This window comes from Candidatus Omnitrophota bacterium, from assembly GCA_028707125.1.
Lineage (GTDB): Bacteria > Omnitrophota > Gorgyraeia > Gygaellales > JAQTUX01 > JAQTUX01.
Genome location: JAQTUX010000002.1, coordinates 176,131 through 192,409, shown reverse-complemented (window position 1 = coordinate 192,409; position 16,279 = coordinate 176,131). Strand labels below are relative to the sequence as shown.

The window sequence follows — 16,279 nt, the reverse complement described above, 5'->3', positions numbered from 1 at the left end:
GACATGGGCGCAAGATTCAAGGATTGGAAATACCCGAAAATAGAAGAAGGCAGGCCTACGAAATTCAACTGGTTGGTTCAGCATAAGGGCAATTTTAAGTTGGGTTACAAGACCGATATAGGGGCCTATACGTATATTAACGCCAAGAAGGGCGTGGCCATAGAGGATTATGTCCAGATAGGGTCTCATTGCTCCGTATACTCCGTTTCTACTATTGACAATAAACAGGGGCCGGTTACCTTGAGCAGGAATTGCAGGATCGGCAGCCACAGCGTGATAATGCCGGCGGTAAAGATCGGTGAGAATTCGGTCATCGGCGCCTTCAGTTTTGTAAATAAAGATATACCGGCCAATGTGCTGGCCTACGGGGTTCCGGCAAAGGTAGCGAGGAAATTGACCAGGAAAGAAATAGAAACATTTTCAAGGTAGGGATATGAAGCAGAAGGTGCCTTTATTTAAGATAGATTGGAATGAAGACGATGTAAGGGCTGCTGCCTCTGTTATCAGGTCAGGGATGTACTGGGCAGAGGGGCCGGCTATAAGGGCGTTTGAGAATGAGCTGGCCCGGTACATCGGCGTTAAGTATTGCCTGGCCTTCAATTCCGGCACTTCAGCTCTGCACGCCGCTTTATTGGCTTATGGGATCGGGGAGGGTGATGAGGTTATCGTCCCTTCTTTTACATTCATTGCTACAGCCAACGCCCCGCTTTTTGTCGGGGCCAGGCCGGTATTCGCGGATATAGAAGAGGAAACCTTTGGCCTGGATCCGGAGGATGTCAAGAAGAGGATCACTCCCAGGACCAGGGCGATAATCCCCGTTCATTATGGCGGCTGCCCTTGCGGCATAGAGGAATTAAAAAAGATATCAAAGAGGCGCGGCCTGTTCCTTATAGAGGACGCCGCCGAATCATTCGGCGCGATGGCAGGCGGTAAAATGGCCGGCGCCTTCGGCGATTGCGCCATGCTTAGTTTCTGCCAGAATAAAATAATCACCACGGGCGAAGGCGGCGCGGCTCTGACAGATTCTCCTAGGATATATGAGAAATTGAAACTTATAAGGTCGCACGGCAGGTCCGGGGCGGGCAATTATTTTGCTTCTTCAGAGTCGTTTGACTACGTTTCCCTGGGTTATAATTTCAGGATGTCAAGCATCGCGGCGGCAGTCGGCATGTCCCAGTTGAGAAGGGCCGCTAAGATTATCGCGCTGAGGCGGCAGAAGGCCGAGTATATGTCCGGCGGATTAGGACAGATCGAGGAGATCGCTGTCTTTGAGCCGCCGAAGGGCCATTTTAACGTATATCAACTGTACTCCGTGATAGTCAAAAGGCGCAGGGAGCAGCTGAGGGAATACCTTGCTTCAAAAGGTATCGCCACAAAGGTATATTTTGATCCTGTGCACCGTAGCCGCTTTTACGCGGGCCGTTCAAAACAGGCGGCCCGGCTGCCGGTTACCGAGAGGATATCAAGGCAGGTCTTGTCGCTGCCCATACATCCGGGATTATCCTGCGAGGAAATGGATCATATTGTAAAAACAATAAAGACATTTTTCAGGAGGAATAAATGAAGAATTTTTATGAAAATAAGATGATCCTTGTGACCGGCGGAGCCGGCTCCATAGGCAGCGCGCTTGTCAAGAAGCTGCTGGAGTACAACCCAAATACCGTAAGGATCATGGATACGGATGAGACAGAGCTGTTCCACCTTGGGCGTAAGCTGCCACGCGATAAGATACGGCTTCTGATAGGGGACATCAGGGATAAGGAGCGGCTGAGAAGGGCTGTTGAAGGCATAGATATAGTATTCCACTCTGCAGCGCTCAAGCACGTGCCGTTATGCGAACTTAACCCCTTTGAGGCGGTTCAGACAAATGTCTTAGGGACCAAGAATCTGATAGAAGCCGCTATGGATGAAAAGATCGATAGATTCATCACTATCAGCACGGATAAGGCGGTAAACCCGATCAACGTCCTGGGCGCGTCTAAATTGCTTGCTGAAAGGTTAACAGTATCGGCTAATTTATACAAGGGGGAAAGGCGGACGGTTTTTTCCTGCGTGAGATTCGGCAACGTCTTGAATTCCCGGGGGTCTGTCCTGCCTTTGTTCAAGGAGCAGGTAAAGAAAGGAGGCCCGGTCACTGTTACCGACGGGTCAATGACCAGATTCGTGATGAGCATTGATAAGGCCACCGAGCTGGTGCTTAAGGCAGCGCACATCTCAAAAGGGGGAGAGACATTCATACTGAAAATGCCCGCCCTGCTTATTCAGGACCTGGCTAAAGCGGTCATTGAGGAATTCGCCCCTAAATACGGGCGCGGTAAGGAAGAGGTCAAGATTGATTTCATCGGCAGGAGAGACGGGGAGAAGATGCATGAGGAGTTGATGAATGACGATGAGGCGGCGATAGTGAACGAACTGGATGATATGTACATTCTTTCCACGCTAAATCACGGCAAACACAGCGATAAAGGCAGCCGTATCGTATATAGATCCAATGAAGGCAAGGTCATGGCGGCCGGGGAAATAAGGGAATTGTTGAAAGAGGATATTTGTGAATAGGCGCGTTGAAGTTTTAGTGGCCGGTTACGGCTCTGCAGGGAAGCGTCATGTCGGGAATCTAATGTCGCTGGGGATCAATCCTTACGTGCTGACGAGGCATCCCGATGGATCAGGCGCCAGGTTTGTTGACAGCATCAAGGGCCTCACATCCAGAGATATCAAATATTGCGTTATTTCTTCCGTCACGTCCAGGCATTTGGCTGATTTTAAAAGTTGCCTGCGTAATTTGAAGCGGCTGAAGGGCGTGCTCATTGAGAAGCCGGTTGAATCCTCGGCCTTAAAAGGCAGAGAGATAAAAAGGCTGGCAGCCGGCTCAGGCGTCGGGGTATTTGTCGCTTACAATCTGAGGTTTCTCAGGGCATTTGACATGATCGCCGATTTTATAGCAGGGCAAAGGCGTAGCATCAAGATCGTTGAAATAGCGGCCGGGCAGGACTTGAGGGAATGGCGGCCGGGAAGGGAAACAGGGGATTCTTACAGCGCGCACAGGCGCCTGGGGGGAGGCGTTGATCTGGACCTTTCCCACGAGATCGACTACGCGTTATGGCTATTTGGCAGCGCCTTCAAGAAAAGGTTTTTATACAGGGCTAAGATCAGCGGCCTGGATATCCACGCGCCGGATACCTTTAAATTGATCTTAGATTACCGTGAATTTATTGTGGATATAACTCTGGATTATATAAGAAAGCCGGCTGAGAGGTATTTAAAGATAATCTGCGATAACTCCAGGAATCTTTATTATGACCTTATCACCGGCCGGCTGGAGATATCGGGAAAGACAGTCCTGAGGAATGATGCGATTGATGGATCCTACATCAGTATGCTCAGGGTATTCCTGGGCCTTGACCGCCGGTTGAAGCCCAGGCTGTGCTCTCTGGATCAGGCGTTGGATGTGTTAGGAGTTTTAGGGGTGTAGATATGGCGGCAGGCAGGCCCAATATATTATGCACGATTTGCGCGCGAGGCGGGTCCAAAGGGCTCAAGGATAAGAATATCCGCCCTTTAATGGGTAAACCGCTGATCGCCTATACGATAGAGCAGGCATTGAGATGGGGCGGGGCTGGGCGGGTTGTCGTGTCTACCGACTCAGAAAAGATATCTGATATCGCGAAGGATTTTGGGGCGCAGGTGCCTTTTATGCGGCCGGATAAGTTGGCCGCGGATAGCGCCCCCAAGCTTTTGAGCATAAGGCACGCGCTTGTCCAGAGCGAAAAGATATTCAAGGAACGATACGATATTGTCGTGGATCTGGATGTTACGTCTCCGATCAGGAGGATCAAAGACCTGGATGAATGCCTGAAGTTATTTCTTAGAAGTAAGCCCGCGATACTTTTCAGCGTGGTCAGGGCGCACAGGAATCCGTATTTTAATATGGTTGAAAGGAAAGGGGACGGATCGGTCAGGCGTTGTAAGGCCCTGTCCAGGAAGGTTTCCGGCAGGCAGGCGGCTCCTGAGGTATTTGATATGAATGCCTCGATATATTTTTACTCCAGGGATTTTCTGCTTGATACCAGGCATTCCATGCCTTTTGCCGGCAGGACGGAGATCTATATTATGGGCGCGTTGTCACGATACGACATAGACAGCGAGATGGATTTTAAATTTATTGAGTTCCTGATCAAGGAAGGACTGTGGAAAAATGAAATACGATGATCTTTTCTGCCTGAAAGGCAAGGTAGCGGTTGTAGCGGGGGGCGCGGGGTTGATTGGAAAGGAAATAGCGCGCGGCCTGTCGGCATTTGGCGCCTCTGTTGTGGCCGCCGATATCAATAAAAACGCCGGCCGGCATGTGGATATCGCCAATGAGCGGTCGGTCTCTTCTTTGATCAAGTTTGTGGATAAGAAATATGGCCGTATGGATATATGGGTCAACAGCGCTTATCCCAGGACCGGCGATTGGGCCTTGAAGTTTGAGGATGTGCCGGTATCGTCCTGGAGAAAGAATATCGATACGCACCTTAACGGGTATTTTATCTGCTGCCGGAATGCCGCCGAGTATATGAAAAAGAAGGGAGGCGGGTCCATTATTAACCTTGCTTCTATTTATGGCATGGTCGGGCCGGATTTCTCTATTTATAAGAATACCAAAATGACCTGCCCCGGAGCCTATTCCGCTATTAAGGGCGGAATAATCGCTTTCACGAGATACCTCGCTTCCTACTACGGCGGGCATGGGGTCAGGGTTAATTGTATTTCTCCGGGCGGTGTGCGCGACAGGCAGGCGGATGCCTTTGTGAAAAGATATTCAGACAAGACCCCTCTGGGAAGGATGGCAAAGGCGGTTGATATAGCGGGAGCGGCAATATACCTGGCATCCGACGCGTCGGGCTATGTAACGGGGCACAACCTTGTCGTAGACGGAGGGTGGACCGCGGTCTGATATGGCTAATGTGAGGATTATACCGAGACTGGATATCAAGGGCCCTAACTTAGTCAAGGGCATTCATCTGGAAGGCCTGCGCGTTTTGGGAAAGCCGTGGGATTTCGCCTGTAAGTATTATCTGGACGGAGCGGATGAGTTGATCTACATAGACGCGGTTGCCAGCCTTTACGGAAGGAATAATCTTTTAGAGATCGTAGAGAAGACCGCAAAAAATATCTTTATTCCTCTGACAGTAGGCGGCGGCATAAGGTCGATTGAGGATATCAAGAGGATATTGCGCTCCGGAGCCGATAAAGTCGCTATCAATACGGCGGCCATCCATAACCCGGATTTTATCCGGGAAGCGGCCGAGACGTTCGGTTCTCAGTGTATCGTGGTATCTATTCAGGCAAAACTGATCAATAATGCATATATAGCCATGACCGACAACGGAAGAGAGGCGAGCGGCAAAGAGGTGTTTAATTGGGCAAAGGAAGTAGTCGCCTTGGGCGCGGGAGAGATCCTTTTGACTTCCCTTGATAATGAAGGCACCGGCTTAGGGTATGATTTAGGTCTGGTAAGCCCGATAGCGAAAGAGTCGCCCATACCGGTCATTGCCTGCGGAGGATGCGGTAAATTTGAGCATATCCTGGAGGCCATAAGGCATGGGCATGCCGATGCTGTAAGCGCGGCGTCTATTTTCCACTATCAATATATGGAGCGGGATATCGACCCCGTTGATTTTAAAGAAGAAGGCAATATAGAGTTTATAAAGAGGAGCAGAGGCAGTTTGAATTTTATGCCTAACAGGATCAAGCCCGATTCTATAGCAGAAGTGAAAAAGAGACTGAGCGAAGCAGGGGTCAGTTGCAGGTGCATGCTGCAGGGAGCGGTTAATCCATAATGAACAATAATAAGGCCACCATAGTTGATTATGGAATGGGCAATCTCTTCAGTATTGAAAGGGCGATGGCCTATATCGGAGGCGAAACCGAGATCACCGGCGACCCTGTGAAAGTCCGCTCCGCGCAAAGATTGATATTGCCGGGAGTGGGCGCCTTTCGTGAGGGGATGCGCGAGTTAAAAGACAGGTCCTTAAGCGATGCGATCTGTGAATTTTCTGGAAGCGGCAGGCCATTATTGGGTATCTGTTTAGGTATGCAGCTGCTTATGAGCGAAAGCGATGAATTCGGTCTTTGCAACGGCCTGAATTTAATAAAGGGAAGAGTCCGGATCCTGGAGAAACCGGAAAAGGATAATTCGTTTAAGATCCCTCACGTTGGCTGGAGAGAAATTTATTTTAAGGAGGGCGCTTTGAATCCGGGCAGGTCTATTTTAAGGGATGTTGCCGACGGGAGCCATTTCTATTTCGTGCATTCTTTTATCTGTTCGCCGAATGAAGATAACAACATAATAGCGGAGTCGGAATATGGCAAGGATAGATTCTGCAGCGTACTTTGCAAAGATAATATATGGGGATGCCAGTTCCATCCGGAAAAGAGCGCCAGAGGCGGTTTAAAAATATTTGAGAATTTCCTTAAGATGTAGTTTTTTTATCCGGCACATTGGAGGCAGGGCATGTTATTCAGAAAAACGTTAGATAAACAGCTGGGCAGACTTCCAAAAGAGACCAGATTCTGCAAAAGCTGCGTTGTTTCGAATCAGAGGCCGAGGATCACTTTTGACGAGAATGGCGTTTGCAGCGCCTGTCGTTATGCGTACTTGAAACATAACACGATAGATTGGAAAGAAAGAGAGAAGATGCTCGTTGATCTGCTGAACAGGTACCGTTCAAAGGACGGGAGCTATGATTGTATTGTCCCCGGCAGCGGAGGCAAGGATTCCGGTTACGTCGCGCACCAACTGAAATATAAATACGGCATGCATCCTTTGACCGTGACCTGGGCCCCTTTTGAGTACACGGATATCGGTTGGCAGAATTATTTGAGTTTTAAAGATTCCGGTTTTGATAATTTATTATGCTTTCCCGATGGTGTTTTACATAGAAAATTATCCAGATTGTCCTTCGAGCTTCTGGGTGACGCGTGGGAGCCCTTTGCCTATGGGCAAAAGGCATATGCGTTTCAGATGGCGGTAAGGTTTAAGATCCCTTTGATGTTTTATGGCGAAAGCGGAGAGATCGAATACGGCGGGTCCAGCAAAAATATCAAGAATGCCTATGAGAGGCCTGAGGACTGGCAAGAACTTTATTATAAGGGTTCCGGCATAGACGATCTGATCCGGCATGGCTTAGAGGCGGGGGTCTTCAAGAAGGAGGAGATAAACGCTGATTCATTCCGCTTGTATAGGCCGCCGGAACTGGAAGAGTTGAGCAAGATAGGGGCGCAGATGCATTGGTTTTCCTTTTACAAGAAATGGGTCCCGCAGGAAAATTATTATTATTGTGTAGAGAATACCGGATTTAAGCCTAACCCCGAACATTCAGAAGGGACCTATTCCAAGTATGCCAGCCTGGATGATAAGCAGGACGGTTTCCATTTTTATCTTGCTTACATGAAGTTCGGTATCGCCAGGGCCACCTCGGATGCCGCGCATGAGATCAGGGACGGCCATATTACCCGCGAGGAAGGGGTTGCCCTTGTCAAGCGTTACGACGGGGCTTTCCCGAAGAAGTATTTTCAATGGTTTTTGAGATATCTCGGTATAACCGAAGAAGAATTTCACGAAGTAGTCGATTTTTACAGGTCGTTATCGCCTCATGTATGGACCAAGGTCAACAATGAGTGGGGGCTAAGGCATACGGTCTGGGGCGGCGGCGTAGACGATTGAGATGATGGCGGCACAACCAAAAAGGGGCGGGCATGATTCCTATTTACAGAGTTAAAACCATACAAATTGAAGTAACAAATGCCTGTAATATGCAGTGCGCGAATTGCACCAGGTTCGTAGGCCACCATAGCAAACCATTTTTCATGGATCTGGACATGGTCAGAAAGGCGATAGATTCGCTTGAGGGATATGAGGGCAATATAGGGCTGATGGGCGGCGAGCCCACCCTGCATCCGAAATTTCCCGAAATATGCGATATTTTTAAGGAAATGATACCGGATAAAGGACACAGGCAGCTTTGGAGCAATGGATACAAGTGGAAAGAGTATGAAGACAAGATTTACGATACATTTTGTCCGGAGAACATAGTATATAACGACCACAGCAGCCCGGCAGGGGCGCATCAGCCGCTGTTGATAGCCGCGGATGATATAATAGAAGATAAGGCGCTTATGTGGAGGCTTATCGGAAGCTGCTGGATCCAATACAGGTGGTCCGCTTCCATTACCCCCAAGGGAGGGTTCTTCTGCGAAGTAGCCGCGGCAATGGATCATCTGTTTGACGGCCCTGGGGGCTATCCTGTTGAGAAGAGGTGGTGGGATAAGAATCCGGAAGAATTCGTAGATCAGGTTAAACGGCATTGCCCGATGTGCGGCGCTGCCATCCCCATGCCCCGGCCGAGCAGCGGCGCGGCATCCGATATGGTATCGAAAAGCAACGCCTTAAGGATGGAAAAGGCCAAGGCGCCAAAATATCTGCAAGGTAAGGTTAATATCTTTGACAAAAAGATCACCGAAGAGGATATCCAAAAGGCCGTTAAAAAAGGCTGGACCCCGTGGAGCCATAGGGATTTCAAGCAGTGCACTCCGGAGCTGTGTTTAGACGAGAATAACCAACTGGTTAACATAAATGATCGTAAGAGAGAAAAATAATTCCGGTATAAGGCCTGTTAAGCGCAAACGGGGCGTTGAAGACAGGTTGATCAGCATGAGGGATTCGCTGTATTATGGCTTCGCCGAGCCGATAAGGCTGAGGATCGACCGCATACGGTACGGAAACCTGTACGCATCTATTAAGGAGGATCCGCTTATTTCTGTCTATGTCCCCACTTATAATCGCGGCTCCCTGCTTATGGAAAGGGCCGTATCTTCGGTGTTGAGCCAGACATATAAGAATTTCGAATTCATAATTGTCGGGGACTGTTGCACGGATAATACCGAAGAGCTGGTTTCCAGGATCAACGATCCCAGGATACGGTTCTATAATTTATCCCGAAGGCGGTATAGATACCCGCCTACGGCCGAGAATCATTGGCTTGCCGGCCCTGTTGTGCCGGCCAATAAGGCGCTGGAGTCCGTCAGGGGCAGGTGGATCGCCCGTATAGATGATGACGATACGTGGACGGCCGACCACCTCGATGCCTTACTGCGTTTTGCCCGAGAAGGAGATTATGAATTCGTGTCGGCCGCTTATGTGGAAGAGCGCCGCGGCAACAGGATGGTCAATAACGCCGCTAATGAGAACCCAAGGATCGGCGGGACCCAGACGTGGCTATATCGTTCTTATTTGAGGTTTTTCAGATACAATATTAACTGTTGGAGAAAAAACTGGAATCGCGTTAACGATACCGACTTGCAGGACCGAATGTTTCGCGCCGGAGTGCGTATGGGATTTCTTGATAAAGTAGTCGCTTATGTTTTGCCTCGCCCGGGCGAGGCGACCATAGGATTAGAAGCGTATAAACTTACGGAGGAAGATAAGTTGGCGCATTTTAAATTTTGATTTTAAAGATGGATTCATTAAATAAGAGATATTTTTATAAACTTTCAACCAATATCGCGGGATTTATTTTGAGTTTTGTCACCGCCGCTATTGCGCCGAGAGGCCTGGGCCCTAAACTATACGGTAACTTCAGCTTTTTGACTAATTTTTTCTCCCAGATCACCGGCTTTCTCGATATGGGCACATCCATGTGTTTTTATAATAAGCTGTCACAAAGGCCGAAGGATCACAGCCTGGCCGCCTTTTACAGGTATTTTATGGCATGCGTCACTTTGATCACATTGGCTTTTGTGGCCTTTGCCCATTTGACTTCGCTGCATATTAATCTCTGGCCCGGGCAGAAAATATTCTATATCTATCTGGCCGCTGGATGGGGCATCTGTAATTGGGCCGTCAATTTATTCAATAAGATGACGGATGCCTACGGCCTGACCGTTCCCGCGGAGAAGGCGAGGATCGTGCAGAAATTCTTAGGGGCTATTTTATTGATACTTCTGTATATTTCCGGCAAATTGTCTTTGAGCAGTTATTTTTATTATCAGTATTTTACCTTGATATTTATAGGCGCTGTATTTATCTGGATCATGGGGTCGAACGGATACTCTTTCAGGCAGGGCTGGAGGATCGGATCATTAAAACTAAAACAGTACTCAAAAGAGTTTTATCATTACAGTCATCCGCTTTTTATGACTTCCATAGTCGGTTTAGCCGTGGGCATATTAGACAGATGGTTATTGCAGGTTTTCGGGGGCAGCATACAACAGGGTTTCTATGGCTTCGCCTATCAGATAGGCACGCTCTGTTTCCTTTTTGTCGGGGCGATGACGCCGCTGCTTATGAGGGAGTTCGCCATCGGATTTGAAAATAAAGATTTAGGGCAGATATCTTCGCTTTTCAGGAAGTATGTGCCCTTAATGTATTCTATCACCGCGTTTTTTTCCTGTTTCCTGGCCATACAGGCGGCCAAAGTAATATATATAATCGGGGGGGATAAATATTACCAGGCGTTGATCCCGGTAACGGTCATGGCCTTTGCCCCCATACACCAGACCTACGGACAGATAAGCAGTTCTGTCATCCTCGCGGCAGGAAGGACTAAATTGCACAGGAATATAGACGTAATATTCATGTTGATCGGATTGCCGATCACATATCTTTTGATCGCCCCCAGGCATCTCTGGGGTGTTGATGCCGGCGCCACAGGCCTGGCCGTTAAGACATTATTGATACAGTTGATCACAGTCAATACCTATCTGTTCTTTAATATGAAACTCATCAAGATAAATTTTTGGAAATATCTGGAGCATCAGATAGCGAGTATCGTGTTATTTGTTCTGGCCGCTGTATTGGCGACTGCCTGTATAGACAAAATATTGTTGAAGGGCAGCGAAGCCGTTATTCTCAGGTTTTTATCCGCCGGTTTTCTATATTCTCTGATAGTTTTAGCCGTTATTTATTATTTTCCCCTTATTTTTGGCATGAATAAACAGGATGTGCGGATTTTAATATCAAGGGCCACTAAGGCCGTGAGCAGCAAGCTGGGGTATTAAAAATCAGGAGATCAGAGATGATAGACCTAAAAGAGAGATTAAGAAAAGGGCTTCTTACCGTGGGTTCCTGGATCACCGTGGGCCATGCTTCAATCGCGGAGATCATGGCCAGGGCGGGCTTTGACTGGTTGACAGTAGATATGGAGCACAGCGCGATAACACTTGATCAGGCCCAGGCGCTTATCCAGATAATCGAATTGTCCGGCTGCCTGCCTCTGGTAAGGGTGGGCGAAAACAACCCGGTCCTTATCAAGCGAGTTATGGATGCCGGTTCTCACGGCGTGATCGTCCCTATGGTAAACAGCAAAGAGGACGCGGTTGCGGCGGTAAGCGCCGTCAGATACCCTCCGGAAGGAAGAAGAGGGGTGGGCCTTGCCAGGGCTCAGGGGTATGGGATGGGATTTGAGAAGTATAAGAATTGGGTTAATAAGGGCAGCGTGGTGATCGCGCAGATAGAGCACATCAAGGCGGTGGATAATCTGGAGGAAATACTGAAGGTTGAAGGCGTGGACGGGTTTATCGTCGGACCCTATGACCTTTCAGGTTCTATCGGCAGGCCTGGAGAGTTTGAGCATCCGCGGGTTAAGGCCGCCCTGGCGCGCATTATGAAGGTCGCCAGGGATATGAAAAAGACAGCCGGATTCCACCTGATACCTCCGCAGGCGGAGCTGCTTACAGAGAAGATCGATGAAGGATACAGGTTCCTGGCATTCAGCCTTGATACGTTATTCCTGGGACATACCTGCAGAGAACTGATCAAGAAGATAAAAAAGATTAAATGATAAAAAATATAATAATATTGGCCAGGCAGAACCTGAACGAATGGAATTTCCGGCGTTACGGCATAAAGACGCTGGAAGATAACGGTTTTAAGGTGGAGTATTGGGATATTACACCTTTCTTGCATCCGGAGCTCTTTAAGCAATACAAGGCCTCGGATTACGTTGACTTTAAGGGGACGAAGTTCTTTTACGACGCGAAGACATTATATGGCCAATTATTGGATCTGGATCAGGATAGCGTGATCTTTGACGCCATAACCTTTCAATTCAAGCTGCTCGATCTATACAGGGTAATAAGCAGGGCAAAGGCGGAATATATCGTGGCGCTGCTCAACGCCATGCCGGACGTGAGGGACATTGACCGGCTCAACGGGCATAGGCGCGCTTCCGTCATTATGAGAAAATTAAAGTCATTGTCGCGGCATACTCCTTCAGGGCTTTATAAGAGATTGATACTGCCCCTGCTGCCGCTTGGATTGTTCGGCGTAAAACCGGCGCGGTTTTTTATGGCCGGCGGCGAAGGCTCGGTCAACAAGCATCGGCTGCCGCTGGGTAAAAATACGGAATTGGTCTGGGGACACAACCTTGATTACGACGTTTATCTTGAGGAGTCAAAAAAGACATCGCGGGAGCGCGATATCGCGGTATTTCTGGACATCTGTCCGGCGCTGGACTGGAATTATTTTTATGAAGGCGTGAAGAGCAATTATGATATAGACAGGTATTACGGGCTTCTCGACGATTTTTTTGGCGCGGTAGAGAGGGACTTGAAACTCGAGGTTGTTATCGCGGCCCATCCGCGTTCCCGTTACGATGAACTGCCGGATTATTATAAAGGGCGCAAGTGTATCAAGGGCAAGACCGCAGAGCTGATAAGGGAAGCGAAATTGGTGTTGACCCAATCCAGCACCGCTGTCAGCCTGGCAAATCTTTTTCTAAAGCCGGTTGTCTTTCTCGCGTACGACGGCATGCAGGACAGCAAGTTTATTGAAGTGTTGGCCCAGTTGCACGGTAAAAGGGCGGTGTATATAGATAAGGAATCGAAGATCGACTGGGAAAACGAATTGAAGGTCAGCCAGCCGCATTATCGGCATTACCGGCAGCAATTTCTTAAGTGCGATTGGTCGGAAAATCTGCCCCTTTGGCAGATACTGGCAAATCGCCTGAAACAGGTATGATGGCAATGAAAGACAAAACGTCCGGACAGGCAGCGGTTGAATTTCCTTTTTATTACGGCTTTAAGCTGGACCCGAAAAGGCGCAGGGCCTATTTTACATTGTTGAAGTATATCTTTGACGGTAAATACCGCCTGGAGCACGTTAAGAAATGCCTCTGCGGCTCTGATGACCTTGAGGTCTTGAGCGTGCAGGACAGGTTCGTACTGCCATTCGGGACAAAGATCTGCAGGCAATGCGGCCTGATCCAGGTATCACCCCGGCTTTCTTTCAATGACCTGCCGGAATTCTATGAGAAGGTTTACTATGACCTGATATTGGGCGAGTCAATAAGGGACCTGATGACGGTCAAACCCGATTCTGCCGAAAAGATATACGAATATCTGGACAGATACGTTACGCGTAAAGAGGCGGGCAGGCGCCTTGAGATCATAGAGATCGGCTGCGGCAGGGGAGCTTTATTGGACAAGGTCAGGAACCTGCTGGAAAAAGACGGGATCGCTGTAGATGTATGCGGTTGCGAACCTTCGGAAGATGCCTCGCAGATGGCCCGTAGCAGAGGCATTGATGTTTATAAGGGGCTGGCAGAGTCATTAGCCGGGAAAAAGGCGGATATCGTGATCTTGAGCCATGTGGTTGAGCATTTCGGCGATATAAAAAGCGAGTTTAACAAGATCAAGCCCCTTGTCAAAGAGGGCGGGTATTTATATGTCGAGGTCCCCGGCGTCTGTTACTTAAAGGACTACGATTATAACTATATAGTTTATTCGGCCTTTGTCCATAATTATAATTTTAACCTTCTTTCCCTGCGTTCCGTCATAGAGCCGTTGGGTTTTAAATTCATCGCGGGTGACGAATACGTGCGCAGCCTGTTCCGGTGCCAGCCGTCTCATGTCTGCGGCCTCGATCTTTCAAATAATTATTTTACTATCATAAGTACGCTGAAACAGTTGGAAGAAAAACGCCTGAGCATGAACAAAAGCAGGGCAGGCAGGCTGATAAGGTCCGCCTCCAGAATAAAGAGCGGGCTCCTTAAATTATTGAAAAGGGGATTCCATGGCTGTGAAGATTAAGGTGTTGGTCCCGATGAGGGGACACAGCGAGAGGGTGCCGAATAAGAATATACGCGATTTCTGCGGAAGGCCGCTGTTCCACAGGATATTTGACGCGCTGTTGAAGGTAAACTGCGTTGAGGCGATAGTAGTGGATACAGACAGCGGGAAGATCAAACAGCTCATTAAAAGCGGCTATCCTTCAGTCCTGCTCATAGACAGGCCTGTCCGCCTTAGCGGCGACCATGTTTCCATGAATAAGATCATCGGCCACGATATTTCGCTGTTGGAGGGAGAGCACTTCCTGCAGACACATAGCACAAACCCGCTTTTAATGCCGGCCACAATAGAGGATGCTGTGAAAACATACTTTGCCTCTTTAAAAGACGGATATGATTCATTGTTTTCCGTGACAGAGCACAGGGCGAGGTTCTATGATGATGATTTCCATCCTCTTAATCATGATCCCCGCAGGCTTATACGCACCCAGGATCTTTCTCCCGTATATGAAGAGAATTCAAACTTTTACATTTTTTCCAGAAGCAGTTTTGAAAATAAGGGCCGCAGGATCGGCTTGAAACCGTATCTGTATAAAATGAACAGGATCGAGGCGATAGATATTGACGAAGAAGAGGATTTCCGGATGGCGGAATCGATCTTCAAGTCGGGGGTGCTTAAACGGCAAGCGAGGGTAAAAAATGGCTAAAGTCAGTTTGATCTTTTATACCTATCAGCTCAATACGGTCGGCATTACCAGCCTCAGCGCCTACTTGAAGGCCAGGGGCCACCAGGCGCAGATCATTTATATGCTTTCTCCTTATGACCGTTTTCTCGATATCTTCCCCGACAGCGTGTATGAACAGGTAATGGATGCCTGCAGTGATTCCGATCTGATCGGCCTGTCGGTGACCTCAAACTATCATTTAGAGGCGGCAAAGGCCACAAAGAAGATCAGGAAATTGGGTAAACCCATTGTCTGGGGCGGCGTGCACCCCAGCTTATTCCCGGAGGGCTGTATCAAAGAAGCGGATATCATTTCCCGCGGCGAATCAGAGGAGGCCCTGCTGGAGTTAATGGAGCGTGTTTCCAGAGGAGAGGATTACTCCGATATCAAGAACCTTTGGGTCCGCACACACGATGGTAACGGAAATGAGGCCATCAAGGAGAACCCCCTGCGTCCATTGCTGAAAGACCTGGACAGCCTGCCCTATCCTGATAATGATTTTCAGTCGCATCTGATAGTGGAAGAAGGGGCGTTAAAGCGGATAACGCCGGAATTGATGAAGAAATATATGACCAGCGGCAATACCTGGGGAGGCCGCATTGATTATTACGTGGCAACGTCGCGAGGATGCCCTTATCGCTGTGCCTACTGCTGTAATAACGGCCTGCAGCAGCTCTACGGCGGGATAAGTTCCAGGAGAAAAAGCGCGGAGAATGTTATCAGGGAGATCGAGGCGGTATTGAAAAGGCATCCCTTCATTAATTATATCTTTTTAAGCGATGAGGACCTTTTTGCCCAACCGCTGGATTTCATCAAGCAATTTGCCGGCTTATACAAGTCAAGGATCAACCTGCCTTTTAAAATAGAGTTTACCCCTTCGGCGTTTAATGAGGATAAGTTCAAATTATTGGTGGATGCCGGAGCCGTGGAATGCCTGATAGGGGTCCAGACCGCTTGCGACCGAACAAACAGGGATATGTATCAGCGGCATATGAAGATCGAAAAGGTCTATGAGGTGCTGGAGGTCATCAGGTCCTATAAGGATAAGGTAAGGTCCTGTTTTGTGCATTTGATCGTCTGTAATGAAATGGAGCCGGCAAGCAGCACGCGCGAAACACTGGATTTTGTTCACAGGATAGACCCGTTTTTCAATATCAGGTTTTTCCCTCTGGTCCATTTCCCAGGCACTGCCCTCTATGAAATGGCCAGGAAGGCAGGACTGATAAAGGAAGACACATATCTTCGCTATCTGGCTGGAGCCGGATTAAACCAGTTGGAAGAGATACACCGCGCTGATTATTACACGGTCTGCTCCATGATCATCTACTTTATGAAGAGGTCGCATTCGTTAAGGCGCTTTCATAATGCGTTCTACAGGTTCTTTACAAACAGGTTAGTGGTCTTTATAGGGAGGCGCAGGGTATTTACGCGGCTTCTGGCGTCATCTTACCTATTTATGCAGCGGCTTACGCGTTTGAAGGCGCCCGTACCTACGGAGTAAAAGAT

17 protein-coding genes are annotated in these 16,279 nt (G+C 48.6%); all 17 read left to right on the top strand.

Annotated features, from left to right (window positions below):
• The first annotated feature begins 3 nt into the window (after positions 1-3).
• Genes PHR44_07270 through PHR44_07190 form a run of 17 tightly spaced genes read left to right on the top strand, consistent with a single transcriptional unit; the run spans position 4 to position 16,274 of the window.
• Positions 4-429: an acyltransferase gene (locus tag PHR44_07270; protein ID MDD4910456.1), complete on the top strand. Its 426-nt coding sequence runs from the start codon at positions 4-6 to the stop codon at positions 427-429.
• Between the two features lie 4 nt (positions 430-433).
• Positions 434-1,564, top strand: a complete 1,131-nt coding sequence (locus PHR44_07265) for a DegT/DnrJ/EryC1/StrS family aminotransferase (protein MDD4910455.1) — start codon at positions 434-436, stop codon at positions 1,562-1,564.
• Positions 1,561-2,556 carry an SDR family NAD(P)-dependent oxidoreductase gene (locus tag PHR44_07260; GenBank protein ID MDD4910454.1) on the top strand — a complete coding sequence of 332 codons (996 nt, stop codon included), beginning with the start codon at positions 1,561-1,563 and terminating at the stop codon, positions 2,554-2,556. Before PHR44_07265 ends, PHR44_07260 begins: the two co-directional genes overlap by 4 nt.
• On the top strand, positions 2,549-3,472 hold the full coding sequence (locus PHR44_07255; GenBank protein MDD4910453.1) for a hypothetical protein: 924 nt from the start codon (positions 2,549-2,551) through the stop codon (positions 3,470-3,472). The genes PHR44_07260 and PHR44_07255 overlap by 8 nt, the downstream gene beginning before the upstream one ends.
• 2 nt (positions 3,473-3,474) lie before the next feature.
• Positions 3,475-4,209: an acylneuraminate cytidylyltransferase family protein gene (locus PHR44_07250; protein ID MDD4910452.1), complete on the top strand. Its 735-nt coding sequence runs from the start codon at positions 3,475-3,477 to the stop codon at positions 4,207-4,209.
• Positions 4,196-4,936, top strand: coding sequence for an SDR family oxidoreductase (locus PHR44_07245; protein MDD4910451.1), 741 nt, complete (start codon positions 4,196-4,198; stop codon positions 4,934-4,936). Before PHR44_07250 ends, PHR44_07245 begins: the two co-directional genes overlap by 14 nt.
• 1 nt (position 4,937) lies before the next feature.
• Positions 4,938-5,822, top strand: a complete 885-nt coding sequence (locus PHR44_07240; protein MDD4910450.1) for an imidazole glycerol phosphate synthase cyclase subunit — start codon at positions 4,938-4,940, stop codon at positions 5,820-5,822.
• Positions 5,822-6,466: an imidazole glycerol phosphate synthase subunit HisH gene (gene hisH / locus PHR44_07235; GenBank protein ID MDD4910449.1), complete on the top strand. Its 645-nt coding sequence runs from the start codon at positions 5,822-5,824 to the stop codon at positions 6,464-6,466. The genes PHR44_07240 and hisH overlap by 1 nt, the downstream gene beginning before the upstream one ends.
• A gap of 30 nt (positions 6,467-6,496) precedes the next feature.
• Positions 6,497-7,708 carry an N-acetyl sugar amidotransferase gene (locus tag PHR44_07230; GenBank protein MDD4910448.1) on the top strand — a complete coding sequence of 404 codons (1,212 nt, stop codon included), beginning with the start codon at positions 6,497-6,499 and terminating at the stop codon, positions 7,706-7,708.
• Between the two features lie 32 nt (positions 7,709-7,740).
• The gene (locus tag PHR44_07225; protein ID MDD4910447.1) at positions 7,741-8,640 is read left to right on the top strand and encodes a radical SAM protein; all 900 of its coding nucleotides are present in this window, start codon (positions 7,741-7,743) and stop codon (positions 8,638-8,640) included.
• On the top strand, positions 8,618-9,490 hold the full coding sequence (locus tag PHR44_07220) for a glycosyltransferase family 2 protein (GenBank protein MDD4910446.1): 873 nt from the start codon (positions 8,618-8,620) through the stop codon (positions 9,488-9,490). The genes PHR44_07225 and PHR44_07220 overlap by 23 nt, the downstream gene beginning before the upstream one ends.
• 8 nt (positions 9,491-9,498) lie before the next feature.
• Positions 9,499-11,040 carry a lipopolysaccharide biosynthesis protein gene (locus PHR44_07215; protein MDD4910445.1) on the top strand — a complete coding sequence of 514 codons (1,542 nt, stop codon included), beginning with the start codon at positions 9,499-9,501 and terminating at the stop codon, positions 11,038-11,040.
• A 17-nt stretch (positions 11,041-11,057) separates the two neighbouring features.
• Positions 11,058-11,822 carry an aldolase/citrate lyase family protein gene (locus tag PHR44_07210; protein ID MDD4910444.1) on the top strand — a complete coding sequence of 255 codons (765 nt, stop codon included), beginning with the start codon at positions 11,058-11,060 and terminating at the stop codon, positions 11,820-11,822.
• Positions 11,819-13,000, top strand: coding sequence for a hypothetical protein (locus PHR44_07205; GenBank protein ID MDD4910443.1), 1,182 nt, complete (start codon positions 11,819-11,821; stop codon positions 12,998-13,000). Before PHR44_07210 ends, PHR44_07205 begins: the two co-directional genes overlap by 4 nt.
• Before the next feature lie 5 nt (positions 13,001-13,005).
• Positions 13,006-14,070 carry a methyltransferase domain-containing protein gene (locus PHR44_07200; protein ID MDD4910442.1) on the top strand — a complete coding sequence of 355 codons (1,065 nt, stop codon included), beginning with the start codon at positions 13,006-13,008 and terminating at the stop codon, positions 14,068-14,070.
• A complete protein-coding gene (locus PHR44_07195) occupies positions 14,054-14,755 on the top strand; it encodes an acylneuraminate cytidylyltransferase family protein (GenBank protein ID MDD4910441.1) in 702 nt (233 codons plus the stop codon). Before PHR44_07200 ends, PHR44_07195 begins: the two co-directional genes overlap by 17 nt.
• Positions 14,748-16,274, top strand: a complete 1,527-nt coding sequence (locus PHR44_07190; GenBank protein ID MDD4910440.1) for a radical SAM protein — start codon at positions 14,748-14,750, stop codon at positions 16,272-16,274. The genes PHR44_07195 and PHR44_07190 overlap by 8 nt, the downstream gene beginning before the upstream one ends.
• The last annotated feature ends 5 nt before the right edge of the window (positions 16,275-16,279 follow it).

Coding starts and splice junctions, on each gene's coding strand:
- PHR44_07190 (MDD4910440.1), top strand. CDS start 14,748: ATGGCTAAAGTCAGTTTGATCTTTTATACCTATCAGCTCAATACGGTC.
- PHR44_07230 (MDD4910448.1), top strand. CDS start 6,497: ATGTTATTCAGAAAAACGTTAGATAAACAGCTGGGCAGACTTCCAAAA.
- PHR44_07260 (MDD4910454.1), top strand. CDS start 1,561: ATGAAGAATTTTTATGAAAATAAGATGATCCTTGTGACCGGCGGAGCC.
- PHR44_07245 (MDD4910451.1), top strand. CDS start 4,196: ATGAAATACGATGATCTTTTCTGCCTGAAAGGCAAGGTAGCGGTTGTA.
- PHR44_07215 (MDD4910445.1), top strand. CDS start 9,499: ATGGATTCATTAAATAAGAGATATTTTTATAAACTTTCAACCAATATC.
- PHR44_07240 (MDD4910450.1), top strand. CDS start 4,938: ATGGCTAATGTGAGGATTATACCGAGACTGGATATCAAGGGCCCTAAC.
- PHR44_07210 (MDD4910444.1), top strand. CDS start 11,058: ATGATAGACCTAAAAGAGAGATTAAGAAAAGGGCTTCTTACCGTGGGT.
- PHR44_07270 (MDD4910456.1), top strand. CDS start 4: ATGGGCGCAAGATTCAAGGATTGGAAATACCCGAAAATAGAAGAAGGC.
- PHR44_07220 (MDD4910446.1), top strand. CDS start 8,618: ATGATCGTAAGAGAGAAAAATAATTCCGGTATAAGGCCTGTTAAGCGC.
- PHR44_07200 (MDD4910442.1), top strand. CDS start 13,006: ATGAAAGACAAAACGTCCGGACAGGCAGCGGTTGAATTTCCTTTTTAT.
- PHR44_07225 (MDD4910447.1), top strand. CDS start 7,741: ATGATTCCTATTTACAGAGTTAAAACCATACAAATTGAAGTAACAAAT.
- PHR44_07265 (MDD4910455.1), top strand. CDS start 434: ATGAAGCAGAAGGTGCCTTTATTTAAGATAGATTGGAATGAAGACGAT.
- hisH (MDD4910449.1), top strand. CDS start 5,822: ATGAACAATAATAAGGCCACCATAGTTGATTATGGAATGGGCAATCTC.
- PHR44_07195 (MDD4910441.1), top strand. CDS start 14,054: ATGGCTGTGAAGATTAAGGTGTTGGTCCCGATGAGGGGACACAGCGAG.
- PHR44_07205 (MDD4910443.1), top strand. CDS start 11,819: ATGATAAAAAATATAATAATATTGGCCAGGCAGAACCTGAACGAATGG.
- PHR44_07250 (MDD4910452.1), top strand. CDS start 3,475: ATGGCGGCAGGCAGGCCCAATATATTATGCACGATTTGCGCGCGAGGC.